Source organism: Bradyrhizobium sp. MOS003, from assembly GCF_003020125.1.
GTDB lineage: Bacteria > Pseudomonadota > Alphaproteobacteria > Rhizobiales > Xanthobacteraceae > Bradyrhizobium.
In genome coordinates, this window is record NZ_PYFW01000003.1 from 378,064 (window position 1) to 394,943 (window position 16,880).

12 protein-coding genes and 1 pseudogene are annotated in these 16,880 nt (G+C 64.5%); 4 read left to right on the top strand and 9 right to left on the bottom strand.

Annotation, left to right across the window (positions count from 1 at the left end):
- Positions 1–34: 34 nt before the first annotated feature.
- Positions 35–2,017, top strand: a complete 1,983-nt coding sequence (shc, locus tag C7G42_RS16660) for a squalene--hopene cyclase (RefSeq protein ID WP_106950042.1) — start codon at positions 35–37, stop codon at positions 2,015–2,017.
- Positions 2,014–2,763, top strand: a complete 750-nt coding sequence (locus C7G42_RS16665) for a phosphorylase (protein ID WP_199580944.1) — start codon at positions 2,014–2,016, stop codon at positions 2,761–2,763. Before shc ends, C7G42_RS16665 begins: the two co-directional genes overlap by 4 nt.
- Before the next feature lie 1,082 nt (positions 2,764–3,845).
- Here C7G42_RS16665 and hpnH read toward each other — a convergent pair.
- Both hpnH and ispH read right to left on the bottom strand, forming a co-directional pair.
- Positions 3,846–5,006: an adenosyl-hopene transferase HpnH gene (hpnH, locus tag C7G42_RS16680; protein ID WP_106950043.1), complete on the bottom strand. Its 1,161-nt coding sequence runs from the start codon at positions 5,004–5,006 to the stop codon at positions 3,846–3,848.
- 36 nt (positions 5,007–5,042) lie between these two features.
- Positions 5,043–5,969: a 4-hydroxy-3-methylbut-2-enyl diphosphate reductase gene (gene ispH, locus C7G42_RS16685; RefSeq protein WP_106950044.1), complete on the bottom strand. Its 927-nt coding sequence runs from the start codon at positions 5,967–5,969 to the stop codon at positions 5,043–5,045.
- A 462-nt stretch (positions 5,970–6,431) separates the two neighbouring features.
- Between ispH and hpnN the strand changes: the two genes are divergently transcribed.
- A complete protein-coding gene (hpnN, locus tag C7G42_RS16690) occupies positions 6,432–9,020 on the top strand; it encodes a hopanoid transporter HpnN (RefSeq protein ID WP_106950045.1) in 2,589 nt (862 codons plus the stop codon).
- On the opposite strand, the gene C7G42_RS16695 is transcribed toward hpnN, so the two are convergent.
- The gene (locus C7G42_RS16695) at positions 8,988–9,614 is read right to left on the bottom strand and encodes a DUF2147 domain-containing protein (protein WP_199580945.1); all 627 of its coding nucleotides are present in this window, start codon (positions 9,612–9,614) and stop codon (positions 8,988–8,990) included. The two genes, hpnN and C7G42_RS16695, sit on opposite strands and share 33 nt — an antisense overlap.
- A gap of 142 nt (positions 9,615–9,756) precedes the next feature.
- Between C7G42_RS16695 and hpnO the strand changes: the two genes are divergently transcribed.
- The gene (gene hpnO, locus C7G42_RS16700) at positions 9,757–11,148 is read left to right on the top strand and encodes an aminobacteriohopanetriol synthase HpnO (protein WP_094975218.1); all 1,392 of its coding nucleotides are present in this window, start codon (positions 9,757–9,759) and stop codon (positions 11,146–11,148) included.
- A 113-nt stretch (positions 11,149–11,261) separates the two neighbouring features.
- Here hpnO and C7G42_RS16705 read toward each other — a convergent pair whose 3' ends face one another.
- The 6 genes and pseudogenes from C7G42_RS16705 to C7G42_RS16730 form a co-directional block, all read right to left on the bottom strand.
- Entirely contained in the window at positions 11,262–12,026 is a 765-nt protein-coding gene (locus C7G42_RS16705; protein ID WP_106950047.1) for an anti-sigma factor family protein, read from the bottom strand.
- The gene (locus C7G42_RS16710) at positions 12,023–12,574 is read right to left on the bottom strand and encodes a sigma-70 family RNA polymerase sigma factor (protein ID WP_199580946.1); all 552 of its coding nucleotides are present in this window, start codon (positions 12,572–12,574) and stop codon (positions 12,023–12,025) included. The genes C7G42_RS16705 and C7G42_RS16710 overlap by 4 nt, the downstream gene beginning before the upstream one ends.
- Before the next feature lie 103 nt (positions 12,575–12,677).
- Entirely contained in the window at positions 12,678–13,013 is a 336-nt protein-coding gene (locus tag C7G42_RS16715; protein WP_106950048.1) for a cupredoxin domain-containing protein, read from the bottom strand.
- Positions 13,014–13,027: 14 nt separating this feature from the next.
- The gene (locus C7G42_RS16720) at positions 13,028–13,972 is read right to left on the bottom strand and encodes a metallophosphoesterase family protein (protein WP_106950049.1); all 945 of its coding nucleotides are present in this window, start codon (positions 13,970–13,972) and stop codon (positions 13,028–13,030) included.
- Between the two features lie 234 nt (positions 13,973–14,206).
- Positions 14,207–15,089 (bottom strand): annotated as a pseudogene (locus C7G42_RS16725) (alpha/beta fold hydrolase).
- Positions 15,090–15,101: 12 nt separating this feature from the next.
- Positions 15,102–16,721, bottom strand: a complete 1,620-nt coding sequence (locus C7G42_RS16730; RefSeq protein ID WP_106950051.1) for a GMC family oxidoreductase — start codon at positions 16,719–16,721, stop codon at positions 15,102–15,104.
- Between the last annotated feature and the right edge of the window lie 159 nt (positions 16,722–16,880).

Consider the following 16,880-nt stretch of genomic DNA (forward strand, 5'->3'; position numbering starts at 1 on the left):
CAATTTCAATCGACTATCGGAGCAATCGAGCGAGATGGATTCCGTGAACGCGACCAGCCGCGAAGCCCCTCAGCCGGGGACATTGCAACCGGGCATCCTGGAATCCAGCATTGCATCGGCGACGCAGGGCGTCATCGGCTTCCAGCAGGCCGACGGCCATTGGGTGTTCGAGCTCGAGGCCGATTGCACGATTCCGGCCGAATACGTCCTTCTGCGCCACTATCTCGCCGAGCCGGTCGATGCCGTGCTCGAAGCCAAGATCGCCAACTATCTGCGCCGCATCCAAGGCGCCCATGGCGGCTGGCCGCTGGTGCATGACGGCGAGTTCGACATGAGCGCCAGCGTGAAGGCCTATTTCGCGCTGAAGATGATCGGCGATAGCGTCGATGCCCCGCACATGGTGCGCGCGCGCGAGGCCATCCACGCCCGTGGCGGCGCCATTCACAGCAACGTCTTCACGCGATTCATGCTCGCCATGTTCGGCGTGGTGACCTGGCGCGCGGTGCCGGTGCTGCCGATCGAGATCGTGCTGCTGCCGTTCTGGTCGCCGTTCCACCTCAACAAGATCTCCTATTGGGCGCGCACCACGATGGTGCCGTTGATGGTGCTCGCCGCGCTCAAGCCGCGCGCCAAGAACCCGAAGGGCGTCGGCATCGACGAGCTGTTCCTGCAGGATCCGCGCGGAATCGGCATGACCGCGAAGGCGCCGCACCAGAGCATGGCCTGGTTCCTGTTGTTCCGGAGCCTCGACGCGATCCTGCGCGTGGTCGAGCCGATGTTCCCGAAGAGCTTGCGCAAGCGCGCGATCGATGCGGCGCTCGCCTTCACCGAGGAGCGGCTTAACGGCGAGGACGGCATGGGCGCGATCTACCCGCCCATGGCCAACATCGTCATGATGTACGACGCGCTCGGCAAGGACGAGAACTTCCCTCCGCGCGCGATCACGCGCCGGGGCATCGACAAGCTGCTGGTGATCAAGGACGACGAGGCCTATTGCCAGCCCTGCGTCTCGCCGGTGTGGGACACGACGTTGACGGCGCATGCGCTGCTGGAAGCCGGTGGCGACAAGGCGGTGCCCGCGGCGAAGCAAGGCCTCGACTGGCTGATCCCGAAGCAGGAGCTCGAGGTCAAGGGCGACTGGGCGGTGAAGCGGCCCGACGTGCGCCCGGGCGGCTGGGCCTTCCAGTACAACAATGCGCATTACCCCGATCTCGACGACACCGCCGTGGTGGTGATGTCGATGGACCGCATGCGTCGGGAGCACGGTGTCACCGGCTACGACGCCGCGATCGCCCGTGGCCGGGAGTGGATCGAGGGCATGCAGAGCGATGATGGCGGCTGGGCCGCCTTCGACGTGAACAACCTCGAATACTATCTGAACAACATCCCATTCTCCGACCATGGCGCGCTGCTCGATCCGCCGACCGAGGACGTCACGGCGCGCTGCATCTCGATGCTGGCTCAGCTCGGCGAGACCGCGCAGACCAGCAAGCACGTGGCCGACGGGGTCGCCTACCTCAGGAAGACTCAGCACCCGGAAGGGTCCTGGTACGGCCGCTGGGGCATGAATTTCATCTATGGAACCTGGTCGGTGCTCTGCGCCCTCAACATGGCCGGCGTCCGGCACGACGACCCCATGATTCGGAAGGCCGCCGCCTGGCTTGCCTCGATCCAGAACGAGGACGGCGGCTGGGGCGAGGACGCGGTCAGCTACCGGCTCGATTACAACGGTTGGGAAGCCGCTCCCTCGACCGCCTCGCAAACGGCATGGGCCTTGCTTGCCCTTATGGCGGCAGGCGAGGTTGATCACCCGGCCGTCGCCCGCGGGGTGGAGTACCTGATTGCAACACAAAACAAAAAAGGACTGTGGGACGAGCAGCGGTACACCGCCACAGGCTTCCCCCGCGTGTTCTATCTGCGGTATCATGGTTACCCAAAGTTCTTTCCGTTGTGGGCACTGGCGCGGTATCGGAACTTGCGGAACACCAACAGCAGGGTGGTAGGGGTCGGGATGTGACTTTGGGGACGGGGGACTATTTCACCGCGGGCAACGCCATTGATCCGCGGCCGATCTTGATCGTGACCGGACTGGTTCAGGAGGCCCGCATCGCAGCCGGGCCGGGAATGGCCGTCATTTGTTCGTCCAGCAGTCCGACCCAGTTGCGGGCGCTGCTGACGGTGGTGGATCCCCAGACGATTCGCGGCGTGATCTCGTTCGGCGTGGCCGGCGGGCTCGACCCGAGCTTGCGCTCGGGCGACGTCGTGCTCGCGACCGAGGTGCTCTCAGGCGATACCCGCTGGGCCGCAGGTCTTTCGCTCGGCGACGATCTCATCGACCGCCTGACCTCGGGCCGCCGCCGCGTGGTGCGCGGCAGCCTGGCCGGTGCCGAGGAAGTGGTCACCAAGCGCGCCTGCAAGGCGGCGCTGCATTCGGAGACCGGCGCCTCCGCCGTCGACATGGAAAGCCACATTGCGGCCGCCTACGCCGCCGAGGCCGGCTTGCCGTTTGCCGCGGTCCGCGTCATCAGCGATCCCGCCCACCGCGCCCTCCCGGCGCTCGCCCGCGCTGCCATCAAGCCGAACGGCCAGATCGACCTCGCCGCCGTGCTGTTCGGCATCGTGCGCAATCCGGCCGCGCTGCATGGACTGGTCTCGACCGGCATCGACTTCAACCGCGCGCTGCGGAGCTTGCGGGGCTGCCGGGACTATCTGATCGGGACGGAGCTGATCGAGAGCGAAGTTTTGGTGTCGAAGGCGGCCTGAGCCGTCGGCTTTCATCCGGAAGATTGCAAAGGCCCGGTCGTGTGACTGGGCCTTTTGCTTTGAGCTGAGCGAGCGTCGGCGCAGCGGTGCGGGTGCGATGGCGGGTCTCGCGAGGAGCTCAATCCATCCCGCGAGCTACTGATTGGAAGGTCGAAGCACGCGAGATCGTTCATCGTGCATTCCGCGCGGCAGCAAGTCTCCCAGCAGCCGGCCAAAATGACCCGTCGGGCAAAACACCCCGCAACCCGTCAACCCCTTCGCGCAAAAAAATTCCACTTTCCCGAATTTCGGATTTGTGGCATAGAGCGGTCATTCCGGTCCTCCCAGAGGGGCGCTTCGCGATCGCCACGAGATGCGGGCCGGGGTGCGGTGGACGCGGCAGCGCCGGCGCGGAAAGGCGATGACAGGGCGGGCAACCGTGAGTCATGCGCGACGCGAACGACACGGCGCCGTAACAGCGGCCGCGCTGGATATCGGGGGCGAGCACACGCGAGCGTCCGATGCTTTCGGCGAGGCCGTCCGCGAACGGAGAAGTCGTGTGGTCCCGACGCCCGGGGTTCTGGCGTCAAGGCTCGCGGCGGTGTTGCGACCGACCGGTGCGCGCATCGATCAGCCGTGAGGCGACGGGGGCAATAGTGCAACGCTCCCCGAGGAGAGCACGAAGGACACCGTTAAAACCATCCGCGCAGGGAAGGCCGGGTGACCGGCAACACCTGTAGTCCACCCCGTGTGCGTTCTCCATGCACGCGGACCGCGGGTGCCGCCGGCGCCCGGCCTTCCCTGCGCCCTCTGGCTTCCATGGGGCGCGAACTAAACGCATAAACCCGGGCGGATACGCCGCGGGACTGCGAAGGTGTGTCCGCGGAAGAGCGCGCTGATGAAAACGCAAGCCGGTGGCACATACGCCGTCATTGCGAGGAGCGAAGCGACGAAGCAATCCAGAGTGCCTCCGCGGACGCAGACTGGATTGCTTCGCTGCGCTCGCAATGACGATGTCGCGAATAGCGTGGCTCAAGCGCGAATCAAAAAGGCCCGGTCGCGATCGCGGCCGGGCCTTCGTGGTGATAGTTGATTGCGACCGTTTACGCCGCGGTCGAAGCCTTCCGTGCCGCCTTTGCCTGCGCCGCCTCGGCCTCATCCTTGCGGATCTCCGACAGGCGCTTCTGCACTTCCGACGAGAAGATGTACTGCGCCGGGCGCTGCTTGCTCATGTCGATCTCCGGCGCCATCGGACCCGTGGTCCTGATGCCGCGCAGCGAGACCCACATCGCCTTCAGCGGGTTGTTGAGCGCGGCGGTCGCAGCCGTCGGCTCGTAGCCGCAATGGGCCATGCAGTCGGCGCACTTCTCGTACTTGCCGGTGCCGTAGGTTTCCCAGTCGGTGGTGTCCATCAGCTCCTTGAAGGTCTTGGCATAGCCTTCACCGAGCAGATAGCAGGGCTTCTGCCAGCCGAAGATGTTGCGCGCGGGCATGCCCCACGGCGTGCACTCGTATTCCTGATTGCCGGCGAGGAAGTCCAGGAACAGGCCGGAATGCATGAAATTCCACTTCTTGCCCTTGCCCATGGCGAAGACGTCGCGGAACAGCTTCTTGGTCTTGGTACGGTTCAGGAAGTGCTCCTGATCCGGCGCGCGCTCATAGGCGTAGCCCGGCGACATCGAGACGCCGACACCGAGCTCGACGGTGAGGTCGAGGAACTTCGCGATCTCCTCGGCCGGATGGCCGTCGAAGATGGTGGCGTTGACGTTGACGGTGAAGCCGCGCGCCTTGGCCGCCTTGATCGCGGACACCGCGCGGTCGAACACGCCCTTCTGCGACACCGCCTTGTCGTGGTGGTCCTTCAGGCCGTCGAGATGGACGGAGAAGAACAGATAAGGGGAGGGCTCGAACAGATCGAGCTTCTTCTCCAGCAGCAGTGCGTTGGTGCAGAGCGAGACGAACTTCTTGCGCTCAACGAGGCCGCGCACGATCTCGCCGATCTCCTTGTGGATCAGCGGCTCGCCGCCGGGGATCGCGACCATCGGCGCGCCGCACTCGTCGGCCGCGTCCCAGCACTCCTGCGCGGTCATGCGGCGGTTGAGGATCGCATCCGGATAATCGATCTTGCCGCAGCCGACGCAGGCGAGGTTGCAGCGGAACAGCGGCTCCAGCATCAGCACGAGCGGATAGCGTTTGCGGCCAAGCATCTTCTGCTTGAGCAAATAGGCGCCGATACGCATTTCCTTGAAGAACGGAATAGCCATTACAAGTTTCTTTCTGGGCTTCTGAATTCGGGTGGGTCAGCTCGCAGCCAATTGGGCCGGAAGCCGGAATTCGATGTTTTCCTCGCGGCCCGGCAACACCTGGACCTTCACCGGTCCGATTCGCCGCATCGCTTCAATCACGTCATCCACGAGTACCTCGGGCGCCGAAGCACCGGCCGTGATGCCGACGCTCCCCGCATTCTTCAACCATTCCGGATTGAGCTCGCTGCCGTCGGCAATCAAATAACTCGCGACGCCGGCCTCGGTGCCGATTTCGCGAAGCCGGTTCGAATTCGAGCTATTGGCAGCGCCCACCACCAAGATCACGTCGACCAGCTTGCTCAAATCCCTTACCGCAGATTGGCGGTTCTGTGTCGCATAGCAGATATCCCGGATATCCGGGCCTTGAATATCTGTAAAGCGGGCCTGAAGGGCCGCGATGATATCTTTGGTGTCGTCGACCGACAAGGTGGTCTGGGTAATGTAGGCCACTGGCGTATCTGCCGGCAAATTCAAGGTCTTAACCTCTTCGACGCTTTGAACGAGCAGCACGGGGGCGGGAACCTGGCCCATCGTGCCCTCGACCTCGGGGTGGCCGGCATGGCCGATCAGGATCAGCGTGCGGCCCCTGGCAATGTAGCGCTTCCCCTGATTGTGAACTTTCGTGACCAGCGGGCAGGTGGCATTGAGCACGGGAAGGTCGCGCGCGGCAGCCTCTTCCTCGACGCTGCGGGCGACGCCATGGGCGCTGAAAACGGTCACCGCCTTCGGCGGCACCTCGGACAGCTCCTCGACGAAGATTGCCCCTTTGTTCTTCAGGCTCTCGACGACGTATTTGTTGTGCACGATCTCGTGGCGCACGTAGACGGGCGGGCCGTACTTCTCCAGCGCCCGTTCCACGATCTCGATCGCACGCACCACGCCCGCGCAGAAGCCGCGCGGCTGCGCCAGATAAACTTCCATAGGAGGCCCGTCACGCAAGTTGCACCCATCCGCTTCGTAAGTCGCCGGCGGCACCCGATACTGACCAAGGCGTTGCAATATCCGCACCATTGGTTCGCGCACGCGGTAGCCAACCACCCCCGCCGGGGCTCCGGCGTATGGAGGCGCAATACTTTGTGTCAAAAAATCGGCGGCGGGGAAAGGTCGAATGGAACGGGGTTCCCCTGCCGGGTTGATTTCACGGTATTATAGTAGAGACGTGAGGGTGCGCAAGCCAGCGACATTAGTGATCAGCCTTTCGTCACTTTCCCGCCTCAACTCCCCGGCTATACCGACCCCCCGCATGATTTTGCCACGGTCTTCCGCCGTTTACCTCGAACCTTTCGGCGGCGAGTGCCACTCAAAACAGCAATAGGTTTCGCCCGGGAACTCCGTTAAACAGCGGGCGTTTCCGGCAAGCTGTTAATCGCAGAAAGAAAAGAAGTGCTGCAAAGCGTCGTCGTTGCCATCGTCAGGGCCTGCACCCGGTTTGCCTCCCTCGTCGTCGTTCTCGGGCTTCTGCTGTCGGTTGGAGCGGGCTATTACGCCGCGCGCCACTTCGCCATCAACACCGACATCAACTCGCTGATTTCCCAGAATCTCGACTGGCGCAAGCGCGACCAGCAGTTCGACAAGGCGTTCGATCAAAACGAAACGATCATCGCTGTGGTCGAGGCCCGCACCCCGGAGATGACGAGTGCGGCGGCGGACGCGCTTTATGCCCGGCTGAAGGACGACAAGACCAACTTCCAGTCCCTGCAGCAACTCGGCAGCGGCGAGTTCTTCGAAAAGAACGGACTGCTGTTCCTGCCGACCGAAGAGGTCGGCAAGATCACCAGCCAGTTCGAATCCGCAGCGCCCCTGATCGAGATCATGGCCGGCGATCCCTCGATCCGCGGCCTGACCGGCGCGCTGGAGACCGGACTTGCCGGCGTCAAGCGCGGCCAGGTCAAGCTCGACAACACTGCGCGTCCGTTCAACCTGATCGCGCAGACGGTCGAGACCGTGCTCAACAAGGGCGATGCGAGCTTCTCCTGGCGCGAACTCGTCAGCGACGAGCCGCTGAAGGATTCCGACAAGCGCGCCTTCATCGAGTTCAAGCCGATCCTCGACTACAACGCGCTGGAGCCTGGCAAGGATGCCACCAACGCGATCCGCAAGGCCGCAGCCGATCTGGATTTCGCGAACAAGTACCAGGCGCGGGTGCGCCTGACCGGTCCGGTCCCGATCGCCAACGAGGAATACGCCACCGTCCAGGAAGGCGCCGTCGTCAACGGCATCGGCACCGTGCTCGTCGTGCTGCTCATCCTGTGGATGGCGCTGCACTCGTCGAAGATCATCTTCGCGGTGTTCGTCAATCTCTTCGTCGGCCTCGCGCTGACGACCGCCGCCGGCCTGATGATGGTCGGATCGTTCAATCTGCTGTCGATTGCGTTTGCGGTGCTGTTCGTCGGCCTCGGCGTCGATTTCGGCATCCAGTACAGCGTCCGCTACCGCTCGGAGCGCTACAAGCACAATGATCTCACGGGCGCGCTGGTGCTGGCCGCGAAACGCTCGGCGGTGCCGCTGTCGCTCGCGGCGATGGCGACCGCGGCCGGCTTCCTCTGCTTCATGCCGACCGATTACAAAGGCATCGCAGAGCTCGGCCAGATTGCCGGTGTCGGCATGCTGGTGGCGTTCCTCTCCTCGATCACCATTCTGCCGGCCATGCTGAAGCTGCTCAACCCGCCCGGCGAAAAGGAGCCTGTCGGCTACGCCTTCCTGGCGCCGGTCGATCACTTTCTGGAAAAGCATCGCGTGCTGGTGGTGGGCGGCACGCTGCTGCTGGCTGTCGCCGGCCTGCCGCTGCTCTATTTCATGAAGTTCGACTTCAACCCGATGAACCTGCGCAACCCGAAGGCCGAATCGATCGCGACCTTCCTCGATTTGCGCAAGGACCCCAACACCGGCGCCAACGCCATCAACGTGATGGTCACGTCCGAGGAGCAGGCAAAGCAGGTCGAGGCCAAGCTGGAAAAGGTGCCTGAGGTGCTGCGGGTGATGTCGCTCAACAGCTTCGTGCCGGAGGATCAGCCGCCGAAGCTGAAGCTGCTGGCGCAGGGCGCCAAGGTGCTGAATCCCGCACTCAACCCCGATCAGATCGATGCGGCGCCGACCGACAAGGAAAACGTCGATTCGCTGAAATCCTCGGTCGACAATCTGCGCCGGACCGCGGGCGAGGCGAAGGGGCCGGGCGCGATTGCCTCGCGCCGTCTGGCAGACGCACTTGAAAAGCTCGCCAATGGCGACGAGGCCACGCGCAACAAGGCGCAGGACGTCTTCGTCACGCCGATGAAGATCGTGTTCGACCAGCTCAGGAACGCCATGCAGGCCGGGCCGGTCACCCTCAGTTCATTGCCGCCCGATCTCGTCAGCGGCTGGAAGAGCAAGGACGGCATCATCCGCGTCGAGGCGCTGCCCAAGGGCGATCCCAATGACAACGACACGCTGCGCAAATTTGCCGCCGCCGTGCTCGTTGCCGAGCCGACCGCGATCGGCGGGCCGGTTTCGATCCTGAAATCCGGCGACACCGTGGTGAAGGCGTTCATCCACGCCGGCATCTACGCGCTGCTGGTGATCGGCCTGCTGCTGTGGATCACCTTGCGCCGCTTCGTCGACGTGTTGATGACGCTGGTGCCGCTGCTGGTTGCCGGCGCGGTGACGCTCGAGATCTGCGTGTTGGTCGGCCTGCCGCTCAACTTCGCCAATATCGTCGCGTTCCCGCTGCTGCTCGGTGTCGGCGTCGCCTTCAAGATCTATTATGTCGTGGCCTGGCGCTCGGGCAGGACGAACCTGCTCCAGACCAGCCTGACGCGCGCGATCTTCTTCAGCGCGCTGACGACGGCGACCGCGTTCGGCAGCCTGTGGCTGTCGAGCCATCCCGGCACGTCCAGCATGGGCAAGCTGCTGGCACTCTCGCTGGTGACGACGCTCGCCGCCGTGCTGCTGTTTCAGCCGGCCCTAATGGGCAAACCCCGCAATCTCAGGGAGTAGGCAGATGTCGCCGACCGGGTCGGCGGTTCCCTTCTGACCGGGCTTGGCTGCGCCGGCGGCTTTCGGGGCTGCGGGCGCAGGCGCGGCGGCAATCGTCGTACCTGCGGCCTTCGGCGTCGCGCCGGCAGACTTCGGCGCGCCCTTGGCCATGGCGTTGGCGGTGCTCGAGGGAATCGGCGGACCGACCCGGGTCCAGGTCTCGCCGCCGCAGAGGAAGCCCATCACGCAGCCCTTGATTTCGAGCTGGTCGGTGCCGGCAGGCGTAATGGTCGCGCTGTAGAGCTGGCCGTCCTTGGCGTTGTAGACCTGCCCTTCCCACTGCTCGGCGCCGGGCTTCTTCTTCATGTCAATCAGGGTCACCATGCCCAGCGTGGGCCTGGTCTTCTTCGAGGCATCAGGATTGTTCTCGTCGCGGCCGCCGGGCTGTTTTTCCCAGGAAACGGCGCCCCACATGCTGCCGTTGCATTGGGCGACGCGAATGTTGGCGACGCCGTCGGCAACGCGCCAGTCGCCGGTGGGATCGGCGGCGAGCGCCGGGGTCAGGCAGCCGTAACCGCCAGCCAGTATTAGTCCGGTGTAAAGGGCTAAACGCATGATAGTTCCTTGGCAGTGCAACATGGGCTAAAGCTGTGCTTGCGAAGATGGTCCGAAAAAGGGCAAAAGGCCGCACAGACCGTTTTCTGGTCACAGTCCGTTTTCTGTTGACGAGACGGCCCTCAAGCGAAGTATGTAGCGGATGCACAGCCCAAATCCAGACATGTCTCAGCTTTTCGCGGACCGTCAGGCCCAGCGCAGCACCCTGCATAATCGGTATCTGAACGAGCAGTTCGTTCGGGTTCTCAAGACCATCGGCTACGATGTCGGCTTCCAGAAGGGGCAGGGGCAGTATCTCTACGATCGCGACGGCGCGCGCTATCTCGATTTGCTGTCCGGCTTTGGCGTGTTCGCGATCGGGCGTAATCATCCGGTCATGCGCGATGCGCTCAAGAGCGTGCTCGATGCCGACCTGCCCAACCTCGTCCAGTTCGACGTCTCGGTGCTGGCCGGCGTGCTCGCCGAGCGCCTGCTGAAATATGTCCCGTATCTGGACAAGGTGTTCTTCGCCAACTCCGGCGCCGAATGCGTCGAAGCCGCGATCAAGTTCGCGCGAGGCGCCACCGGTCGCCCCGGTATCGTCTACTGCGCCCACGGCTATCACGGCCTGACCTATGGCGCGCTGTCGCTGACGGGTGATTCGAACTTCCGTACCGGCTTCGAACCGCTGCTGCCGGGCTGCACCTCGATCCCGTTCAACGATCTGGCCGCGCTGGAAAAGGCGCTGGCCTCCCGCGAGGTCGCTGCCTTCGTGGTCGAGCCGATCCAGGGCAAGGGCGTCAACATGCCCACCGACGAGTTCCTGCCGGGCGCGGCTGCGCTCTGCAAGAAATACGGCACGCTGTTCGTCGCCGACGAGATCCAGACCGGCATGGGCCGTACCGGCCGCTTTCTCGCGGTCGAGCACTGGAACGTCGAGCCCGACATGGTGCTGCTGTCGAAGTCGCTGTCCGGCGGCCACGTGCCGGTCGGCGCGGTGCTGACGCGCAAGGCGATCTTCGACAAGATTTTCAATCAGATGGATCGCGCCGTGGTGCACGGTTCGACCTTCTCGAAGAATGACCTCGCCATGGCAGCGGGCATCGCCACGCTCGATGTCATGGAGTCCGAGAAGCTGATCGAGTCCGCCGCCAAGCGCGGCGCCGAGCTGCGCCTCGCGCTGACGCGCATGGTGCCCGGCTACGAGCTGATGAAGGAAGTGCGTGGCAAGGGCCTGATGATCGGCGTCGAGTTCGGTCCGCCCAAATCGCTGCGGCTGCGCGCCTCCTGGAACGTGCTGGAAGCCGCCAACAAGGGCCTGTTCTGCCAGCTCATCACCGTGCCGCTGTTCAAGGATCACAAGATCCTGACCCAGGTCGCCGGCCACGGCAGCCACACCATCAAGCTGCTGCCGCCGCTCACCATCACCGAGGAAGATTGCAGCTGGATCGAGAAGGCGTTCGACGACGTCATCGCCGGCAGCCACAAGGTCCCCGGCGCGATCTGGTCGCTCGGCAAGACCCTGGTGGACAACGCGGTGCGGCGGTCGGCGTAAGACGCCGATCTATTTTCAACGATCGTCATTGCGAGCGCAGCGAAGCAATCCAGTATCCCTACGCTGAGGCGTTTTGGATTGCTTCGCTGCGCTCGCAATGAAAGCCGAGACCGCTACCCCTCCACATTCGCCTTCATCGCTGCCTCGAACTTGTCGACGAACTCGGAGAGCTCGTCGGCGCCGATATCGCTGACGGCCCAGAAATTCAGGCCGCGCTCGCTCCAGCGGCGGCAGTTGAAGCCCTGCATGGTCTGCGTCTTCGGCGGCCGGTGTTCGGTGCTCGTGGTCTGCGATACGAACAGATTGATCACGTGCTGGCGCCGCTTGTAGACCACCGCGCCGATGGCGCGGGCGTCGATATAGTCGAGCCGGCCACCGACCAGCGTAAAACCCTGAGCGGTGAGATCGATCACGGGCGGGGCGACGTCGAGCTTGCCGTTGAACCACGGCTTGACGGTGTGCTGGTCGGTCGAGACCACGTCGATGAGATGGCCGGCCTGCAGCGAGCGCAGATGCGCCGAGACGACCTCCGAGAGGATACGCTGCTGGTCGTCCTGGCGCAGCACCACGGCAACGATGCCCGTTGCGGCGAGCGCGGAGACCGCCGAGCCCATCGCAAAGCCACGCAGCACGGAGCGGCGGCTCGGCTGGCGTTGCGGCTCTGGCAATGACGCCTCGATCCGGTCGCGCAGGCTGGCGGGCGCGGTGTAACGCAAATTGGTGTCAGCGAGAACGCGCTGCATCTCGCGTTGCGCGGCAAACTCAGCCGAGCAAGCCGTGCAGCTGGCTATATGGGCTTCGACCTCGCGCGCATGGCCGGCGTCGAGCTCGCCGTCGAGCAGCGCGTGAAGCATGATCCTTGCTTCGTCGCAGGTCATCTGGAATGCTCCTCTTCCGCCGTCCATGCCGCGCGCAACATGGCGCGGGCACGGGCAAGGCGGGACATCACGGTGCCGATGGGCGCGCCGACGGCCTCTGCGATTTCACGATAGGACAAATTGTTGATCTCGCGCAGCACGAAGGTTTCCTTGAACGGCTCCGCCAGCGCATCGATCAATTTGCGGATAGCGCCGGCATCGCGGCTGCGCAGCACCTCAGCTTCCGGGCTCGCCTCGCTCTCCTGCCAGATCGGCGTCTGCTCGGCGGCGCCGGGCGTATCCTCGAGCGCGCTGGGCCTGTGGGCGCGCCGTGCGTATTCGGCGTTGCAGACATTGCGCAGGATCGCGAACAGCCAGGGCTTCATCGCGGGCCCGCGATAGCTGTCGAAGTGCTTCAGCGCGCGCAGATAGCACTCCTGCACCGCATCTTCCGCGTCGGAGGCGTCGCGCAGCAGATAGCGCGCGAACGTGTAGACGTCGTCGAGATGGGGCAGCGCCGCTTCGCGAAAACGCCGCGCCTTGTCTGGATCGTCGCTTGCCGCTGACATCGCCGCTCGCTTTGCCGTTTCGCCTGATGTCGCTGGAGGCGCAGAAGCCCGGCCGGCGTGGGACCACCGGCCGGGCAAGACGTTGATGCCTTGGTTGGAGACGTTACTCAACCTTGATCATCCCCGTCATGTGCGGGTGCAGCGAACAAAAATATTTGTAGTCGCCCGCATTGGTGAACGTGAAGGAGAACTTGTCGTCGGTGTCCAGGGTCTTGGACCTGAACTTGCCGGCCGACACCACGGTGTGCGGGATGTCGTCCCGGTTGGTCCAGGTCACGGTGGTGCCGACCTTGATCTTGAGTTCGGCCGGCTGGAAGACGAAATTGTCGATATGAACTTCCAGATCGTCGGCACGGGCTGTCGTTGCAGGCAGCAGGATGGCCGCGGCCAAAGCGAAACCGAGGTCGACACCGAAGTCGCGGCGGTTGAGAGTCTTCATTGTCGGCTTCCACCTTACCCCTGGAGCGGCGTGTCGATGATCGCGAGCCGCTGCTCGTTCTGCTTGAAGTTGATGCTGGCCACGCCGAGCATGGAGCGCAGTTTTGCGTCCTCGACCTTCATCGGTCCGGGTGAAGGAGCGGCTCCGGGCGCCGGTTGCGGGAAGGCGGTTGAGCGCGCGGTGTGGAAGGTGACGTTGCCCTCGACTTTCTGCATCACCTGGTGGATGTGGCCGTTGAGCACGGTGACCGAGCCGAAACCCTTGACGTATTCCAGCGCGCGGCCGCCGTCCTCGGTGCCCCAGCCCCATTCGGGATAGACGGTCCAGAGCGGGATATGTGCGAACAATACGACAGGCGTCGATTTCGACTTGCCGCGCAGGTCGTCTTGGAGCCAGGCGAGCTGCTCGGCGCCGAGATTGCCGAGGCCCCCGGCCTTGAGGTCGACGACGTTGACGAGGCCGACGAAGTGCACACCGCCGGCATCGAAGGAGTACCAGCCAGCACCCTTGGTGCCGCGGCCGTAGCGATCGCGATAGAATTTCACCTCTTCGTCGAGGAAATCATGCTCGCCAGGCACGTAGTGCACGTCGAGCTTGCTCTGCGAGATGATGCGGTCGGCATTGTCGAACTCGGCGGCCTTGGACAGATGGGTGATGTCGCCGGTGTGGATCATGAAGGACGGCTTTGTCGGCATCGCGTTGATCTTGCCCACGGCCTCCTCCAGCGTGCCGAGCGCGTTGGGATTGGCCGGCTTGTCGAAGCCGACATGGCTGTCGCTGATCTGCAGGAACGTCATGCCGGGTGCCGCTGCGGTCGCAGCCTGCGCGGAATCGATGATGCCGAGCGAGCGTGGCACGCCGCCCGTGACGGTCCAGAGCACCCCGGTGCCGGCCCAGGTCATGCATTCCAGCACCTTGCGGCGGCTGACGCCGTCCTCCCCGTGATCGTGTCCGCTCATCGCGCATCCTCCGCTTCGCCCGGAATTGGGCTTCGGGGAGGTGATCGGGGGAGCCGGGGGCTTATTCCCGAATGGGATGACGTTTTCGTGAGGTGATCTCGTGTCCCGGACGCGGTGCAACGCGGAGCGTTGCTGCGCAGAGCCGGGACCCACAGGGCCGGGTGGTCTGCGGTGAGATGGGCCCCGGCTCTGCGGCGCACCACTTCTTGCTGCGCCGCGTCCAGGGTACGCGACTTATTTCGCGAATTCCCGCACGGCTTCGACCACACGCTCCGGCGCTTCCTGCGCGACGCAATGCCCGGCGTCCTCGAACACTCTCGTGCTGACCTTCGGGATCAGCGACGCCGCGCGCGCCGCCATCTCCCAATAAATCGGGCCTGACTTCGCGGCGGTCGTGACGCGCACGGGACAGTCGATCTCGGCGAGCCCTGCAAACGGATTGCCGCGGACGTCGCCGACGTAAACCTGCTCCATCGCTTCGTAGATCGGACGCAGGATCGACGACTCGATCTCCGGCGTACAGCAAAGCCGCACCCGGCCATCGTCAAGCGTCGTGAAGCCATGGCGCACATACGCCTGCAGCGAGGTCTCGGTCCAATCCGAAAAGGACGGCGCGGCGCGGTAACGCGCGAACACGGCGTCCGCACTCTCGAACTCAGCGCGCCGGCGCAAAGTGCCTTGGAGACGGGCGACGGATTCGTCGTTCAATCCCCCGGTACGCGCGGCACGCGGGTCCATCACCGTCGGCTCCATCACGAACAGGCGTGTGAAGCGCCCGGGCAGGAGTTTTGCCGCGAGCAGTAGATCCGTGGCGCCAGCGCTGTGGCCGATCCCGTAGACGTCATGCAGATCGAGCGCGTCGATCACCCCGCAGACATCCTCGGCATAGTCCAGGAAGTGATAGGCGCCGGGCTTGTGGCTGGCGCCGTGGCCGCGGCGGTCCAGTGCATAGACGGTGTAGCTCGATGCAAGATCGCGCGCGATTTCTTCCCAGACGTCGGCGACGAAACCGGTGCCATGCACGAGGAGGGCAGGCGGCTTGCCGCTCTCGCCCCCATTGCAGCATGGCGATCTCTGTGTTGGCCGGGCCGATGGAAAAGCGACGGGGACGGATCATGGGGACAAGATGCTACTTCGCATCCTCCAGGATCATCGTCGCGCCCTTCTCGGCGATCATCGCCGTCGGCGTGTTGGTGTTGCCCGAGGTGATGGTCGGCATGATCGAGGCATCGACGATGCGCAGGCCTTCGAGCCCGTAGAAGCGGAGGCGCTCGTCCACCACGGCCATCGGATCGCTCACTGCGCCCATCTTGGCGGTGCCGACGGGATGGAAGATGGTGGTGCCGATATCGCCGGCAGCCTTTGCGAGCGAGGCATCGTCGTCGCCGACCGAGGGACCGGGCAGATATTCGCTCGGGCGATATTTGGCCAGCGCCTTCTGCTGCATCAGGCGGCGCGTGGTGCGAATGGCGTCGGCGCCGACCTGGCGGTCGTCGTCGGTCGACAGATAATTCGGCGCGATGATCGGCTTCTCGTCGGGGCTCGTCGAGCGCAGCCGAACGGTGCCGCGCGAGGTCGGTTGCAGATTGCAGGCGCTGACGGTGATGGCGGGGAAGCGGTGCAGGGGATCGCCGAACTTGTCCAGCGACAGCGGCTGCACATGGAACTGGATGTTGGCGCGCGCGCGCGTCGCGTCCGAGCGCGTGAAGATGCCGAGCTGCGATGGCGCCATCGTCAGCGGCCCGCGGCGGCGGAAGGCGTAGTCGAGCCCCATCAGGCCGCGGCGAAACAGATTGTAATAGGTCTCGTTTAGCGTCCGCACGCCCTCGACCTTGTAGATCGCGCGCTGCTGCAGATGGTCCTGCAGATTGCGGCCGACGCCGGGCTTGTCCATGACGATGTCGATGCCGAGCGGCGACAACCAGTCGGCAGGCCCGATGCCGGAGCGATGCAGCACCTGCACCGTGCCGATCGAGCCTGCCGAGAGGATCACTTCGCGTTTCGCACGCGCTTCGATCATCTCGCCGTTCTGGATGAAGCGCACGCCGACGGCGTGGCCCTGCTCGATGATCAGGCGGTCGACCAGCACGTGTTTTTCGAGCCGCAGGTTCGGACGGTTCAGCGCCGGCTTGAGGAAGCCGCGCGCCGAGGACCAGCGCCGCCCGCGCTTCTGGTTGACGTGGAAATAGCTGGTGCCTTCGTTGTCGCCGGTATTGAAATCCGGGATGCGCTTGATCCCCATCTGCTCGGCGGCATCGCCGACGGCATCGAGCACGTCCCATGACAGCCGCGGCGCCTCGATGCGCCAGCCGCCCCCGGCGCCATGGTGCTCGCTCGCCCCCAGGAAGTGATCCTCGAGCCGCCTGAACAGCGGCAGCACATCATCATAGCCCCAGCCGGTCATGCCGAGCTGGCGCCAATGATCATAGTCGGCGGCCTGGCCGCGCATCGAGATCATGGCGTTGATCGCCGAGCAGCCGCCGATCACCTTGCCGCGGGGATAGGCCAACGAACGGCCGTTCAGGCCGGGCTCGGCCTCGGTCTTGAACATCCAGTCCGAGCGCGGATTGCCAATGGCGAAGAGATAGCCGACGGGAATGTGGAACCAGATCCAGTTGTCGTCGCCGCCTGCTTCGAGGACGAGGACGCGTTTGCCGGGATCGGCCGACAGGCGGTTGGCGACGATGCAGCCCGCCGTACCCGCCCCGACGACGATGTAGTCAAATTCACCTTCGAGCCGTCTCGGCATTCTGCTTCCACCCAAACAGGCGTCATGCCCGGGCTCGTCCCCGGCATCCACACGCTTTCTCTCCTAATAGTCAGACGGGGACGGCCAAGACAAGTTGGAGACAGGCTGGCCGCAAGTCCGGCCATGACGAGAGCACAGGGCTACCCCCGATCCGCGGTA